The sequence below is a fragment of the Cohnella ginsengisoli genome, assembly GCF_029525555.1.
Classification (GTDB): domain Bacteria; phylum Bacillota; class Bacilli; order Paenibacillales; family Paenibacillaceae; genus Cohnella; species Cohnella ginsengisoli.
In genome coordinates, this window is the sequence record NZ_JAPDHZ010000003.1 from 123,810 (window position 1) to 137,638 (window position 13,829).

Consider the following 13,829-nt stretch of genomic DNA (forward strand, 5'->3'; position numbering starts at 1 on the left):
CCCGTTGTTATAGGCGATCCGGCTGACGTTGCGGAATACCCGCCGCCTGTCGTATAGCACCGGCAGCGAGAGCAGCACGATGATCGGCAGCTTCACGACCGACCTCGCGAACACGCGCATCTTGCGCTCCGAGCTGACCGCGCTGCTGACGCCCTGCCAGTAGATGCGTCTCAAGCAGCCATTTGCGGCTGATGCGGCTGCGCGGAATCTTGTGCAGCACCGAGGCGTGCGGCGTGTAATAGACCGAGTACCTCGTGCGGATGCGGTCGATGAGCTCCCCTTCCTCGCTCGAGAGCAGGTTGCTCCCGACGCGTCCCAGGTCCTCGCGGAACAGCGCCGCCATATCGAGCGCCGAGCGTCTGAAAGCCACGTTGGCGCCGAACGGAATATGCGGCCTTTTCATCTCCACGATGTCTTCCGAATAATCGAGGATCGTGTAGAGCGTGCGGTTCTCGGGCGCGAGCCAGGCTGGCGCCTCTCCTTCCCAGGCGGGCTCGATCTTGCCGCCGACGACGCCGATGCGTTCGTCCCGCTCGAACAGGGCGACGATGCCGGCGATCCAATCCTCGGACGCGACCGCGTCGTCGTCCAGGAACAGCACGTACTCGCCCTGCGACTCGCGGATCGCCCGGTTGCGGGCGACGGAGAGGCCAAGCCGGGCCTCGTAGATATAGCGGACCGGGAAGCTGACCATCCGCTCGATCTCCTGCACGGTCTGCGCCGTGGAATCGGTCGAGCCGTTGTCCACGACGATCGCCTCGAAGGCGTCGAACCGCTGCTTCAGCAGGCTGAGCAGCGCCTCTCTCAGATCCGCGGCCCGGTTGTGCGTGCATATCGCTACCGTTGCTTTCATGCGTTCACCTCTTGCGGTATCCGGCCGGCGTAAACGGCGAGCATCCGGTCCGCGATCCGGTCCCAGTCGAGCTCCCTGAGCTTGTCCGCGATCCGGCGCTCCGTCGTCGTCCGGTCCATGTTCATCACGTCTCCCAGCGCCTTGCGCAGACCGTCCTTGTCGTCGGGATCGTACAGCACGCCGCAGCCCTCGGACACATATTCGCCGAGCGAGCCGAGCCGCGGCGCGACGACGGGTTTGCCGAAGGTCAGCGCCAGAATGGCGCTCCCGCTCGTCGTGATCTGCCGGTACGGCAGCACGACCGCGTCGGCCGCGAGCAGGTAGTCGGCCAGATCGCCGTCGTCCACGAACGACGAGTGGAGCTTGATCGCTCCCGCTTCGTCCCCGGTCTTGCCCTCGCCGATAAAGCCGAGGTCGTAGCCCGTATCCGCCTGTCCCGCGATCAACAAGGCAGCGTCCGCGGCGTTCGCAGGTTCGAGCGACCGGTAAGCCGACACGAGCTGTTCGACGCCCTTGTACCGGTTGATCCTGCCGACGAAAAGGTACAGGAACCGTTCCTTCGGGATGCCGAACCGGGCGCGAATGTCGATGCCGCGGCTCGGATAGGCGTCGTCATAGTGGCCGTGCGGCGTCACGACGATCTTGTCCTCCGGCACGCCGAACACGTCGGCCGCCTCGCGCTTCGACGATTCGCTCAGGACGAACGCGGCGTCGCACAGGCTTAGCAGCCGCTTGCGGACGAAGAAGTCCCAGCGCGACCGGCCCTTGTGCGGCCAGATGTTGTGAATCGTCCAGTACAGCCTCACCCCGAGGAATTTGTACCAGTACAGCAGCAAAATAAAAAACAGCGACTTGACGACGGTCAACGGAAAAGTCGAAGCCTGGTACGTATAGCTTGGCCAGTGGATATGGACGATATCGCCCCGGCGCGGCTTGAACTGCGAGCCCTTGGCGTAATGCTCGACGCGCAGGCCGCGCCGTTCGAGCGACCTGGCGAGCAGGTCGGTATACTTGTTGTGCGGATTCGTCTTGGGCCACATGTAGACGGTCGGTTCGCTCATCTAATGCACCTGCCCGACGGCGGTCCTAACCGCGGTATATTCGCCGCCTGCCAGCGTCTGATCGTACAGATCCAGATGCCGGTCGAGCAGCGCCGCTTGCGTGAAGCCGCGGCAGTGCTTGAGGCAGGCTGCCTGGATGCGCCGCTTGTCCGCGCCCGGCAGCGAGTGGAACGACAGAATCTTGGCCCGGATGGCCGCGGCGCTGCCCGGCGGGAACAAAAATTCTTCGGGATCGTACACCGCGTCCGGAATGCCGCCTACGTCGGTGGCGTACACCGGCGTGCCGACCTGATACGACTCGATGATGACCCGGCCGAACGGCTCCTCCCATACCGAGGGGACGAAGTTGACGTCGGCCTCGCCCATCATGCGGCGCGCCTCGGCAGGCTTCACCTTGCCGGGGAAGACGAAGCGCGCGTCCTCGCGGCAGTCGTCGGCGAGCTTCGCCCGCAGGCTTCCTTCGCCGCAGACGACGATGCGTTCGACGACGTCGGTCGGCAGCGACATCGCCGCCTCGATCAGCTCCCGCACGCCTTTTTCGGGCTCGATCCGCCCGAAGTAGCCGATGCGGAGCGGCCGCCTGTCGAAGTCCTTCTCGCTGGCGGCGATCCCGCCCTCCACCGCGTTCGGGATGACCTTCGGCGCGGCGGCCGGGAACAGTCCCGCGTCCGTATGGCGCTTCAGGATGTGCGAAGAGATGCCGACGACCGCCGACACATGACGGCTGTAGCCGCTTGTCGTCATGGCGTACAGCCGAGCCAGCAGCGGATTTTTGATCGGCGAGCTGACCGGCGACAGCAGCGAATAATCGCGCAGCGTGTGCACGATCGGCACGTCCAGGCCGGCTGCCGCCGTCCAGATGCCCGCGCCGAATCCGGACAGGTTTTGCGTGTGAATCAGATCCGGCTTGATCGCGGCCAGCCGCTCCCGCACTGCTTCGTTCATCCGCGGATTGTACAGGTCGGTCAGCCTGCGGGCGGTCCGCATCAGCACGCCGCGCCGTTTGGCGTCGCCGATCCAGTACAGGCTGCCGTACGGCATCCGGTGTACGGTGACGCCGTTGATCCGCTCTTCCCGCACGCCTTCCTCGCGCCTGTGCCCGCCGAGCGTCAGCACGTGAACGTCGGCGACGGACGCGAGCGTCTCCGCCAGGATCTGCGTCGATATCTCCGCCCCGCCGATGATATGGGGCGTGTACAAACTGTTGACGATTACGATTTTCATGCGGTACGTCTCAACTCCCTATCGTTCTGCGTATCCCATTCTGCCGCCCGGGCGTCCGGCCGTCCTTCAAAAAATCCGCCCCGGATCCATCCGATCAGCAGCCAGAAGTTCACGAAGGAATAGGAATCGAAATTCATAACGAGCGAAACGCATAACGCGAACGCGAATTGGGCGAACGGATGGCGGCGCGAGCTGCGCAGGGCCGCCGCCATGAATCCAAGGAACAGCAGCGCGCCGATGAGCCCTTCCTCGGCGAACAGCTTGGACCACATATTGCGCGAGGTGGCCATCTCCGGATGGTCGTTCACCAGGTTCGCGACCTCGGTGAACTTCATGCCGTAATCGAAGTGCCCGAGCAGCAGATCCGCGAATTCGCGGTAATAAAATCCGCCGCCGACGCCGAAGATCGGATGATGCCAAAACTCCATGAAGCCGATCGCCGGGAAAATGACGCGGATAAAAAAACGAATTGTCCCCCCGCAGCAGATGCGGAAAATCGAACTGGAACCGGTCCGTGAAGTAGCCGCTGACCTTGAGCGTCTCGAGCAGAAACGGCACGCCGACGACGATGACGAGCCCGATGGCGCCGAGCGCGAGCAGCATGCGTCCGCGATACTTATTCGCGACGAGCACGTAGACGAGCAGCGCGATCAGCAGCACGCTGTAAGCGTAGGCCGAGAACGACAGGACCAGGAGCACAGCGCAGCCGATGAGCGGCGTCAGCGTGATTTTCTTGTAGCCCTCCCTGTACAGGTACAACAGCAGCAAACCGCCGGTCAGCAGATGAATGCCGCCCCAGGACGGCTCGCCGGACAACAGCTGGATCCGGCCCTTGTACACCTTTTCGGAAAAGAGCCCGGTCAGCATGCCGGAAAAACCGCTGCGGATCAAGTACGCGTCGGCGAGCTGGAGCATCCCGGCCGCGAGCGGCGGCACGAAGCCGACGAGCAGGTAGACGGCGATCTGCCGGCGAAGCGCGGGATCGTTCCTCGCCTGCTCGGCGATATACAGGGACACCCTGTACATCGAGATGCCGAACAACAGCGTGACGGCGTGCTTGAGGCTCGCGCCCGTATCCCCGCCGATCGACACGATCAGCGAATGTCCGATGCTATAGGCGGCGAAAATCAGGAGCGGCACGTCACCGCGGCGGAACTTGAAATCGGTGAACAACAGCAGCAGCGAGGCGGCGAACATCGGAAACATCGCCAGCGGGCGATAGACCGAGAAGGCGAAGTATGGCAAGCTGTCATACGTGATGACCGCCAGCGAGAACAAAAACAGCGCGACGACCGAAGCGCGGACGAGATCGACCGGCTCGTCGCGGTTTTGCGCTAGGATAGGATCAGCTCCATGTTTTTGCGGGTCGCCGAACTGCTGAACCGGCGGCTCACGTAACGGATCGAATTGCCCGATATGCTGTCGTTGATCTCGCTGTCGCCCATCAGCAGCAGTACGCTGCGCACCATCTCGTCTTCCGATTCGCATACGAACAAGTCCTCGCCGTTGTTCGCGTCCAAGCCTTCGCTGCCGATCGCATTGGTCACGACCGGTACGCCCCATGACATCGCTTCAAGAATTTTCGTCTTGATCCCGGTGCCGAACAAGAGCGGCGCGATCATGAGCGCGGAGTCGCCTACGATCCGCTTCACGTCGTCCACCTCGCCGGTGACGATGACGCCCGGATGGTCGCGCTGGAGGCGCAGCACCTCGGCCGTCGGATTTTTGCCGACGATGTAAAAGACCGCAGCCGGATTGCTCTGCTTGATTCGGGCCCATACGCGCTCGCAAAAATACACGGCCGCCGAGCTGTTGTGGGGAATGTCCATTTTCCCGACGAACACGACCTTGTTTTTGTCGTAGAGCCGGGAGCCTCTCGCCTGCATCCGGAAATCGGGATCGACCTTCATCGGAACGCCGTGACAGGATTCGTGACGCGTCGTCTTCCTGAAGTTTTGCGCTTCGGCCGGGGAGGTGAAGATGAGATGGTCGAACCGCGGAGCCACTTGCTTTTCGTACTTGCCCAGCATTTTGCTCTCGAAGGCGATGAGCCATTTTTGGACGAACTTCAGGTCCGCGAACTTCTTCAGGCCGTTCGGCAGCTTGTCCGAGAACCCGCCGAGCACGGACGGGATATACTGGAACCAGTCGAGCTGGCGGCGGTAGCGCAGCGACAGCAGATCGTCGTAGCTCAGCACCTTGCGTCCCTGCCCCGGCGCCAGGTATTCGGCCACCCGCACCATGTCGTAGAGCACGAAGTCCGGCTCCTCCTCGCGGACGAATTCCCGGATCTTGCGGTGCGTCTTGCGGCTGTAATACACCGACACTTGCAGCGGCCACTTGCGCCGGATTAGCGAATGGACGACGATGTTGTACAGCTTCTCAAGCTTGCCCGGCGGCGTAAGCGTGGCCAGCCTGCCGATTTCCGGCGGGCGCTGGGATAAATATTTCGGATCGTCCACGAACGAGAGGTTTACGATCTCGCTGCCTGGGTAGATTTCTTTCATATGCCGTACGTATTGCAGCAGCATGTTTTTGCGGCCGTCCGTGCCGGGAAAAGGCAGCCGATTCGTAATAAACAAAATCTTGTTCATTTGTCGCCACCCTTAAAAAGCGTCTTTGGCCCCAAGCAGCAGCTTGAAGGTCCGGAAAATGATCTTCAGATCCCCCCGAATGCTCCGTTTGCGAATGTATTCCAGGTCCAGCTCGACCATCTGCTCGAAGCTGAGATTGCTGCGTCCGGTCACCTGCCACAGTCCCGTGCAGCCTCCGCTAACGGAGAGCCGAAGCTTGTCGTAGTCCGAGTATTCCTCCACCTCTCTTTGCAGCGGCGGCCGAGGGCCGACGAGCGACATTTCTCCTTTGAGCACGTTCACGAGCTGCGGGAGCTCGTCGATGCTCGTTTTGCGGATGAACCGGCCGATCCGGGTAATGCGCGGATCGTCTTTGAGCTTGAACATCGCGCCCTTGATCTCGTTCTTCTCCAGCAGCGCCGCGAGCTTCTGCTCCGCGTCCGGCACCATCGAGCGGAACTTGTACATTTTGAATTTGCGACCGTTTTTCCCGATGCGCGTCTGTTGGAAAAAGACCGGCGCCTTCGGGCTTTCCAGCTTGATGAGCGTAGCCGTAACCGCGAAAATCGGACTGAACAGCGCCAGCGCGACTAGCGAGCCCGCGACGTCCATGCCGCGCTTCACCGTCGTATACATCGCCAGCTTGCCGTTGTTCTGGGCCGCGATCCGCTTGCGTTCGAAGTCCGTCAGGCGGGCGACCAGCTCCATATCATACCGCAGAGCCATGGCTTTCCCCCACTTTCTCGCGCCTGATCAGCGATTCGAGCCCGTCCATCAGGCGGTACCTGAGCTCCTCGTCGCGCAGCGCGAAGTCGATTGTCGTCATGATAAACCCGAGCTTCTCGCCGACGTCGTAGCGCATGCCTTCGAAGTCGTAGGCGTTAACGCCTTGCGCTTCGTTCAGCCGCTGGATCGCGTCGGTCAGCTGAATCTCGCCGCCTGCGCCTACCTCGTGCTTGCCGAGGAAATCGAATATCTCCGGCGTGAGCACATAGCGGCCCATGATGGCCAGATTGGACGGCGCCTGTCCGATCGGCGGCTTCTCTACAAAACGCCGCACCTCGTACAGACGTCCGCGCCGCTCGATCGGATCGAGGATACCGTAACGATTCGTCTGATCGGTGCCGACCGCCTGAACGCCGATGACCGACTTGCCGGTCTGCTCGTACTGGCTGATCAGCTGACGCGTGCAAGGCGTTTCGGACTGCACGATATCGTCGCCCAGCAGCACCGCGAACGGTTCGTTGCCGATGAAGTTGCGGGCGCACCAGACGGCGTGGCCGAGGCCTTTGGCTTCTTTTTGCCGGATGTAGTGGATCTCGACGTTGGACGATTTGCGAACCTTGCTCAAAATATCGAGCTTGCCCTTTTCCGCCAGCGTGTGCTCCAGCTCGAAGGCGATGTCGAAGTGATCCTCGATCGCCCGTTTTCCTTTGCCGGTCACGACGATAATGTCTTCGATTCCGGATTCGATCGCTTCTTCCACGATGTACTGTATGGTCGGCTTGTCGACGATCGGCAGCATTTCCTTAGGCATTGCCTTCGTTGCAGGCAGGAAGCGCGTACCGAGGCCTGCCGCGGGAATAATCGCTTTTCTCACTTTTTTCATACGCTCTCACCCCATCCGTATTTCTCTTTAGACTTGCCGATGTTTCATGCTTGCGGTAATTGCGGCGCCAGTGCATTGGCGCTGCTAGCGGCGTTTGCGACACCAGCGACGTTTGCGACACCAGCGACGTTTGCGACACCAGCGACGTTTGCGACACCTTTTCGGAAATAAGTGTTAGAAAGCATTTATTTCGGACTACAAATGGCATCCCGCACAAATAACGGTTAAAACGCATTTATTTCTCCCGTTTACGCTCGTTTAGTCGCGACTTCGAGTAAATAAATGCCTTTTGACACTTATTGGACCGCCCCCGACCTCCCTCTCTGGAAATAACTGCTTTTGAACAGCTATTTCTGCCAGAAGCCGGGTCGTCCCTTACCAATCATGCCTAAAAAAAATCGAACCTTCACCTTGCAATCGTTTCAAAACAATCAATCGTATCAAAACAAATTTAAGCGGGCATTGAACCCATCCTCACGCCACACCCCTGACGATAAACGTCTAAGGTCCGCTGACCCACAGCATGGCCGAGTGCCTCCAGTGATAAAGGAGCAGGAGACATTTCCTTGGAACGCGCATCGTTCGATCGATGCTTCCCTGCATCTCTTGCTGCATTGCCTTCAGCGCTCTTTTAACGCCCCCGGCGGTTGAATACCGCGCCGACGACCCGGACCCGTCCGGACGAGAGCGTCTCCTTCGCCTTCAGAACCGCATCCATGCTCGTCTTTCCCTTGCGGATGACGAGCACGGCGCCGTCGCACTTGTCCGCGACGATCATCGCGTCCGACGCGGCCGCCATCGATGTCGTATCGACGATCACGATGTCGAAGCGCGCCTTGGCCGCTTCGAGCATCGCGCTCATCGCTTCCGAATCGAGCAGCTCGGACGGATTGTGCGGCATCGGTCCCGCGCACACCACTTGCAGGTTTGGGTAAGCCGTTCTGCGGGCGACCTGGTCCAGCTCGCCGCGCCCCGCCAGCGCCGTGCTTAGCCCCGCGTCGTTCGGCAGATCGAAAATTTGATGCTGCACGGGCGACCGAAGATCCGTATCCAGCAGCAGTACCCTTCTGCCGGCTTTGGCATAGGCGACCGCGATGTTGGAGGACGTGGTGCTCTTCCCCTCTCCCGGCTCTGCGGAAGCGATCGCGATCGTCTTCATGCCTTCGTCCCGGACCGACCATTCGATGCCGGTCTTTAATCTGCGATACGTATCGGCGGCGGCCGACTTCGGATTTTGCGCCGCGATCAATCCTCGTTTACGCATCCATCGTGACATTCGGCTTCCCCCTTGCTCCCATCGTCGTTCGTTCCGAGTCGTCGGGGCCGATCAAGTCCCGTTTGCGAATCCGCGGCACGTCGGCCAGCAGCGGCAGTCCCAGCTTGGCGCGCACCTCTTGCTCGGTCTTGACCGAGCTGTCCATATGTTCGAGCAGAAAGGCGAGAGCGATGCCGATCAGGATCGACAGGACGAACACGATCGCGACGTTCTTGACGGGATTCGGGGAGATCGGGCCATAATTCGCTGCCGGATCGGCCCAGTTGAGGACGGATACGTTGTCCAGATTCATGAGCGTGCGAATCTCGGACTGGAATACCTTCGACACGGCGTTTGCCATGTTGGCCGCCCTGGCGTAGGAGCCGTCCGTCGCGATGACGGTCATAATCTGCGTTTCGCTAACGGAAGAGATGCCGATCTTTCCTGCGAGCTCGCCGGCCGACGTATGAAGATCGGGATAAGCGGCGGCGACCTTTTCCAAAATTCGGGGCGTGAGGATCAGCTGCTTGAAGGTTTTGATCAGCAATATGTTGGAGTTGATCGCGCCGGCGTCGGGCGCTGAGGACGTATTGCCGGGGGGCCTCGCTTTGGTACACCATCAGCTTGGCGGCTGCTTGATAAGTCGGTCTCACTTGTTGACTGGTATAATATCCGACCGCCGTACACAAGGCGATCGTAATCAAGGCGATCAGCCAGAGCCTTTTCCTGACTACGCTCCAATACCGTTGAATTTCCAAAACGCTTCACTCCGATGCTGATTTCTTTTAGAAAATGAAAATAAATATCAGAATTTTCTGACTCAATTTCCGATATTCGCTTTCGTTTTTGCCTCCCTTGCCCCGTCCTGATTTCATTGTAAATCGCCCGCGACTTTCAAAACTATTACGCGGCAGGATGATTTTGCTTCTTCATCGGAAGCCATCATCGTGCCGCGTCGGTAGGTATGGATATTATACTTTAGTACCATTCGGGAGGGCGAAGCCTCCCTCCGTCCGGATATCCGACGGCGAGAAGTCTCCGATCCCCTGCGACTGCGCGAACAAGGCGGCTTGCGTCCGGTCGGTCAGATTCAATTTTTGAAAAATGCGGCTGACGTGCTTTTTGACCGTGAACTCGCTGATGACCAGCTTTTTGGCCACGGCGCTATTGGACAAGCCTTCACCGAGCGCGACCAGCACCTCCCGCTCCTTCGGCGTCAGCTTCTCGAGCGGATCGTCCGATTCTTTGCGGAGCAAGGTGCCGAGCAGACTCTGGTCGAAGTACTTGCGGCCCCGGCCGATCATCTTGACGGCGAGCAGCAGCTCGTCCGGCGCCGCGTCCTTGAGTACGTAGCCGTCGGCCCCGCACTCCTTCGCTCTGCGGATGTCGGCCTCGGAAGCCGAGGAGGTCAGCATCATAAACCGGCAGTGCAGCCCCCGGAGCGAACGAACAAGGTCGTAGCCGGACTCGGCGCCAAGCCGGATATCCAAGATGACGAGATCGGGATTCGTTGTCTCGACGACCGACAGCGCGCCTAATACGGTCTCCGCCTCGCCCGCGATCTCGAATCCCTCCTCGCCTGATAGTACGGCTCTCAGTCCTTTGCGGACGAGAGGATGATCGTCCACGATTACGATCTTCATGTCATCACCTTCCTTAATACACAATCTAGTTCTTATCCTCGCGCCCGTCGGACAGCGGCAGGCGCGCGACGATTCGCGTGCCTCCCCCTTCTTCGCTGTCGATCTGAAGGCTGCCGCCAAGCGCGGCGGCGAGCGTCTTCATGCTTCTCAGCCCAAAGCCCGAGGCTTCGACTTGCTGCAGCACGGCGCCGCAATCGAAGCCTTTGCCGTTGTCCGAGATCCGGAGCGTGGCGGAGCATGGCCGCAGCGTCAGCTTGATATCGATGGCGCTGCATTCGCCGTGGCGGATCGCGTTGGCGGCCGCTTCGGCGATAATCCGGTACAGCGCCTTCTGATGGTGCACGCTGAGGCGCCGGTCTGGCGCGGGCGGCCTGAAACGGATCCGGACGCCGCTCAGCTTCGCTTGGCTCGCGAGCAGCGATTCCACGCCGCCCAGCCACGAAGCTTCCCCATGGTCGGATACGCTAAGGTCGTATATCGTCTTGCGCAGCTCCCGCGTCGCTTCCGCCGCCGCCTCCTGGATGTCGCGCAGCAGCGCCAGATGCTGCGAGCTCGTCATTTCGTCCCATTCATGCTGCGCGGAATGCACCGCGTAGGTGATGCCGAATAGATGCGGGCAAATGCGATCGTGGAGTTCTTCTGCGATCCGGTTGCGTTCCTCGAACAATAAGTACGGTTCCACCTTGCTCTGCATGGCCATCCAATCATCGCCTTTCCCGACATGTATTATAATGAGAAAATTCAAATCTTTCGTCAGGTTCCCTCACTTCTAGGCGTTGACGTTCATTTTCAACATACCTTGCCGAAATTGACATGCCCATGCTACGGGAGTACCGATTATTGTATGGGTCGTTCGATAAGGATCGGGGTACCTTCGGTCATGACCAAAGGCGCGTTCGGATGCTTTTCGATCCAGAATTACCCAATCTTTCGGCAGCCGACGTATGCCATAGTGCGTACACCAAGTCGAATTGACGAGTGACATAATTTTCAAGCCTATATATCTTGAAGCCAAGATTATAGTTCTTTAGGCCTATATTTTCTCGAAGAGACGTTTAGGTGAATTTCTTAATCTACATCCAGAATTTGTATTTATTCGTTGATAAAGCGTTTTTACGACGAAGGCGACATGTCGCTCCACAGCGCCAAGCCGAAGCCTGGCGCGTGTTTGAATGAGAATCATGAGAGAAAGTAAGCGTATTCAAGCGTCAGTTCGTACCATTAAAGAAAGCCCTTTTCCGCGAGCGGAAAGGGCTTGGGTTAGACAAAATGTAACCGTTTTCGCCAGCGTTTGTGCGTCGGCCGCCATTTGGCTGCCACGCGACGCACTGTAGCGATCGCGATTCCGGGCAAAATGGCCGTTTATCCGAGGAACCGCGTCATTCGTCTTCCCATGCCAGGCTCCAACGGCTGCGATATTGAGCCAGCTTCGGCGCCGGATCGGCCGGCGCTGCGGACAGCACGAGCCGGATCTTCGAGATCCAGCCGTCGAAGACATCGTAGGAAGCGAACAGATTGGCGGTAGCCGGCGTCATGTAGACGAAATGCGGCCCTGGCAGCGTCTCCGTCAGGTGGCGCAGCGCGGCTTCCATAGGCGTGTACTTTTTTTCGTTTGCCTTCCCAGCGGTCGAGCTCGGGCGCGGGCTCGTCCTCTTCTCTTTCGCGCGCCCACTCGGCAAGTCTCTTTTCCCGCTTATAGTAGGCGCTCACCTGCGCCTTGGACATTCGCCTCGCCGTCTCCTCGTGGATCGGATAGAGCACGAACCGCGCGAATGAACGCGCCTTGGCCGTCTCGGCGGCGATGACGAGCGCTTCGTCCGTCGTATCTTCGAATGTATCGTAGTAGATCAACGTGCCTTTTTCTCGATTGGCCGGCGGCTCGTAGCCGAAGGGTACTTGTCTTGCGATCGGGGTCATCTTCGATTCCTCCTTGCGGCGTCTTTGGCTAGCATGGCCTAACGAATCCCCTTATATCGGTCTCGCGCACAACCATGTCGGCGCCTCATGGACTTACCGATGCAGATTCCCTATAATGATAAAAATTCGAATGCGAAATGGCAAGGTGACGAACGATGAAGGCATATGCCCGCGTGTTTCAAGGAACGGCGTTTACCGCCCGCTCCCCCGAAGAAATCGACATATTGAAGGACCATTTGTTCTGCGTAAACGATGACGGCGTCATCGCGGAAACGATCGCGCCGGATTCCCCGGAATACGAGGCCGTTCGAAGCGAATACGCGGTCTTGGACCGGTATCGGCAGCTGGCGCCGGGCCAATATTTGCTGCCCGGCTTCGTCGACCTGCACGTGCACGCGCCGCAGTGGGCGCAGTCCGGCACGGCGCTCGACGTGCCGCTTTACGACTGGCTGCACACGCATACCTTTCCGCTGGAGTCGAAGTTCGCGGATCTGAACTTCGCGGCCGAAGTGTACGAAGATCTCGTCGCCTCGTTGCTCGCGAACGGTACCACGACCGCCCTCTATTTTGCCACGATCCATAAGGAATCCAGCCTGTTATTGGCCGAGATCTGCGCGAAAAAGGGGCAGCGCGGCCTGGTCGGCAAAGTCGTGATGGACGATCCGGCGCAAAATCCCGCGTACTACCGCGATGCCGATGCCGCCGCGGCGCTGACGGATACCGAGGCATTTATCGTCGCCGTCAAAGAGCTGGCGAAGCGCGCCAAGCAGGGCGTATATCCGGTCGTGACGCCAAGGTTCATCCCGAGCTGCACCGACGAAGCGTTAAAAGGACTGGGCGCGCTCGCCGCGAAGCACGATACGCATGTTCAATCCCACTGCAGCGAGAGCGACTGGGCGCACGGGTACGTGCAGGATCGGCTAGGCAAGCGCGACGCCGTCGCGCTCAGCGACTTCGGGCTGCTCGGCGACAAGTCCGTCATGGCGCACTGCAACTTCCTCGACGAAAACGATGCGGCGCTCTTCGCGCGGACGGGGACGGCGATCGGCCACTGTCCGATCTCCAACGCCTACTTCGCGAACAGCGTCATCCCGATCGCCCGCTGGATGGACAAAGGCGTCGAGATCGGACTCGGCTCCGACGTCTCGGGCGGGTATTCGCCGAGCTTGTACGACAATGCCAGACAGGCGGTCATCTCTTCCAGGATGCTGGAGGACGGCGTAAATCCAGCCCTCCCGGCGGACGCGCGCGGCATGCAAGCCTCCCGCATCACGATCGACGAAGCCTTCTATCTCGCGACGGCTGGCGGCGGCGAAGCGTTAAGCCTGCCGATCGGACGGCTGGCGGCGGGCTACGCCTGGGACGCGCAAATCGTCGACATCGCGCTCTCGGGCGCGCGTCTGCCCGTGTTTAGCGAGGACGAGCCGTTGCATGAGATCTTTCAGAAAATCATGTATCTCGTGCGTCCGGAGAACATTCGGGAAGTATGGGTGCAGGGCGAGCAGGTCCATAAGCGCGCATGATGTAGCGTTCGCTCCGACTTGCTGTGGAAGCCACAAGTAGTCCTATCTAGGAACAAACCCGCCTCCTTCGTTGCCGGCTCCAAGCAGATAGTCTCGGTGAGGAACGAACGTGCTGCGCCGCTCGCCGAACGACCGCCGTCCTGGAAGATGCTCCCCCCTCCAGTCGTATAA

12 protein-coding genes and 1 pseudogene are annotated in these 13,829 nt (G+C 59.9%); 1 reads left to right on the top strand and 12 read right to left on the bottom strand.

The window, feature by feature from the left end; translation table 11 throughout:
- Window positions 1-7: 7 nt before the first annotated feature.
- The 12 genes and pseudogenes from OMP38_RS11725 to OMP38_RS11775 form a co-directional block, all read right to left on the bottom strand.
- Window positions 8-853 carry a glycosyltransferase gene (locus tag OMP38_RS11725; protein ID WP_277565341.1) on the bottom strand — a complete coding sequence of 282 codons (846 nt, stop codon included), beginning with the start codon at window positions 851-853 and terminating at the stop codon, window positions 8-10.
- Window positions 850-1,914 carry a glycosyltransferase gene (locus OMP38_RS11730; RefSeq protein ID WP_277565342.1) on the bottom strand — a complete coding sequence of 355 codons (1,065 nt, stop codon included), beginning with the start codon at window positions 1,912-1,914 and terminating at the stop codon, window positions 850-852. Before OMP38_RS11730 ends, OMP38_RS11725 begins: the two co-directional genes overlap by 4 nt.
- On the bottom strand, window positions 1,915-3,138 hold the full coding sequence (locus tag OMP38_RS11735; RefSeq protein ID WP_277565343.1) for a glycosyltransferase family 4 protein: 1,224 nt from the start codon (window positions 3,136-3,138) through the stop codon (window positions 1,915-1,917). It lies immediately after the preceding gene.
- Between the two features lie 1,334 nt (window positions 3,139-4,472).
- Entirely contained in the window at window positions 4,473-5,732 is a 1,260-nt protein-coding gene (locus OMP38_RS11740; protein WP_277565344.1) for a glycosyltransferase, read from the bottom strand.
- 12 nt (window positions 5,733-5,744) lie between these two features.
- Window positions 5,745-6,437 (bottom strand): sugar transferase, encoded by a 693-nt coding sequence (locus tag OMP38_RS11745; protein WP_277565345.1) that lies wholly within the window; start codon window positions 6,435-6,437, stop codon window positions 5,745-5,747.
- Window positions 6,421-7,320, bottom strand: a complete 900-nt coding sequence (galU, locus tag OMP38_RS11750; RefSeq protein WP_277565346.1) for a UTP--glucose-1-phosphate uridylyltransferase GalU — start codon at window positions 7,318-7,320, stop codon at window positions 6,421-6,423. The genes OMP38_RS11745 and galU overlap by 17 nt, the downstream gene beginning before the upstream one ends.
- Window positions 7,321-7,951: 631 nt before the next feature.
- Window positions 7,952-8,596 carry a CpsD/CapB family tyrosine-protein kinase gene (locus OMP38_RS11755; RefSeq protein ID WP_277565347.1) on the bottom strand — a complete coding sequence of 215 codons (645 nt, stop codon included), beginning with the start codon at window positions 8,594-8,596 and terminating at the stop codon, window positions 7,952-7,954.
- On the bottom strand, window positions 8,577-9,122 hold the full coding sequence (locus OMP38_RS11760; RefSeq protein ID WP_277565348.1) for a YveK family protein: 546 nt from the start codon (window positions 9,120-9,122) through the stop codon (window positions 8,577-8,579). Before OMP38_RS11760 ends, OMP38_RS11755 begins: the two co-directional genes overlap by 20 nt.
- Window positions 9,123-9,144: 22 nt before the next feature.
- A pseudogene (locus OMP38_RS35785) lies at window positions 9,145-9,333 on the bottom strand (Wzz/FepE/Etk N-terminal domain-containing protein); the annotation flags it as partial.
- A gap of 213 nt (window positions 9,334-9,546) precedes the next feature.
- Complete coding sequence (locus OMP38_RS11765; RefSeq protein WP_277565349.1) at window positions 9,547-10,218, bottom strand: response regulator; 672 nt, start codon at window positions 10,216-10,218, stop codon at window positions 9,547-9,549.
- A 25-nt stretch (window positions 10,219-10,243) separates the two neighbouring features.
- Entirely contained in the window at window positions 10,244-10,918 is a 675-nt protein-coding gene (locus OMP38_RS11770) for a sensor histidine kinase (RefSeq protein WP_277565350.1), read from the bottom strand.
- A 662-nt stretch (window positions 10,919-11,580) separates the two neighbouring features.
- Window positions 11,581-12,135, bottom strand: a complete 555-nt coding sequence (locus OMP38_RS11775) for a hypothetical protein (protein WP_420869640.1) — start codon at window positions 12,133-12,135, stop codon at window positions 11,581-11,583.
- 155 nt (window positions 12,136-12,290) lie between these two features.
- Between OMP38_RS11775 and guaD the strand changes: the two genes are divergently transcribed.
- Window positions 12,291-13,658 (top strand): guanine deaminase, encoded by a 1,368-nt coding sequence (gene guaD, locus OMP38_RS11780; protein WP_277565351.1) that lies wholly within the window; start codon window positions 12,291-12,293, stop codon window positions 13,656-13,658.
- The last annotated feature ends 171 nt before the right edge of the window (window positions 13,659-13,829 follow it).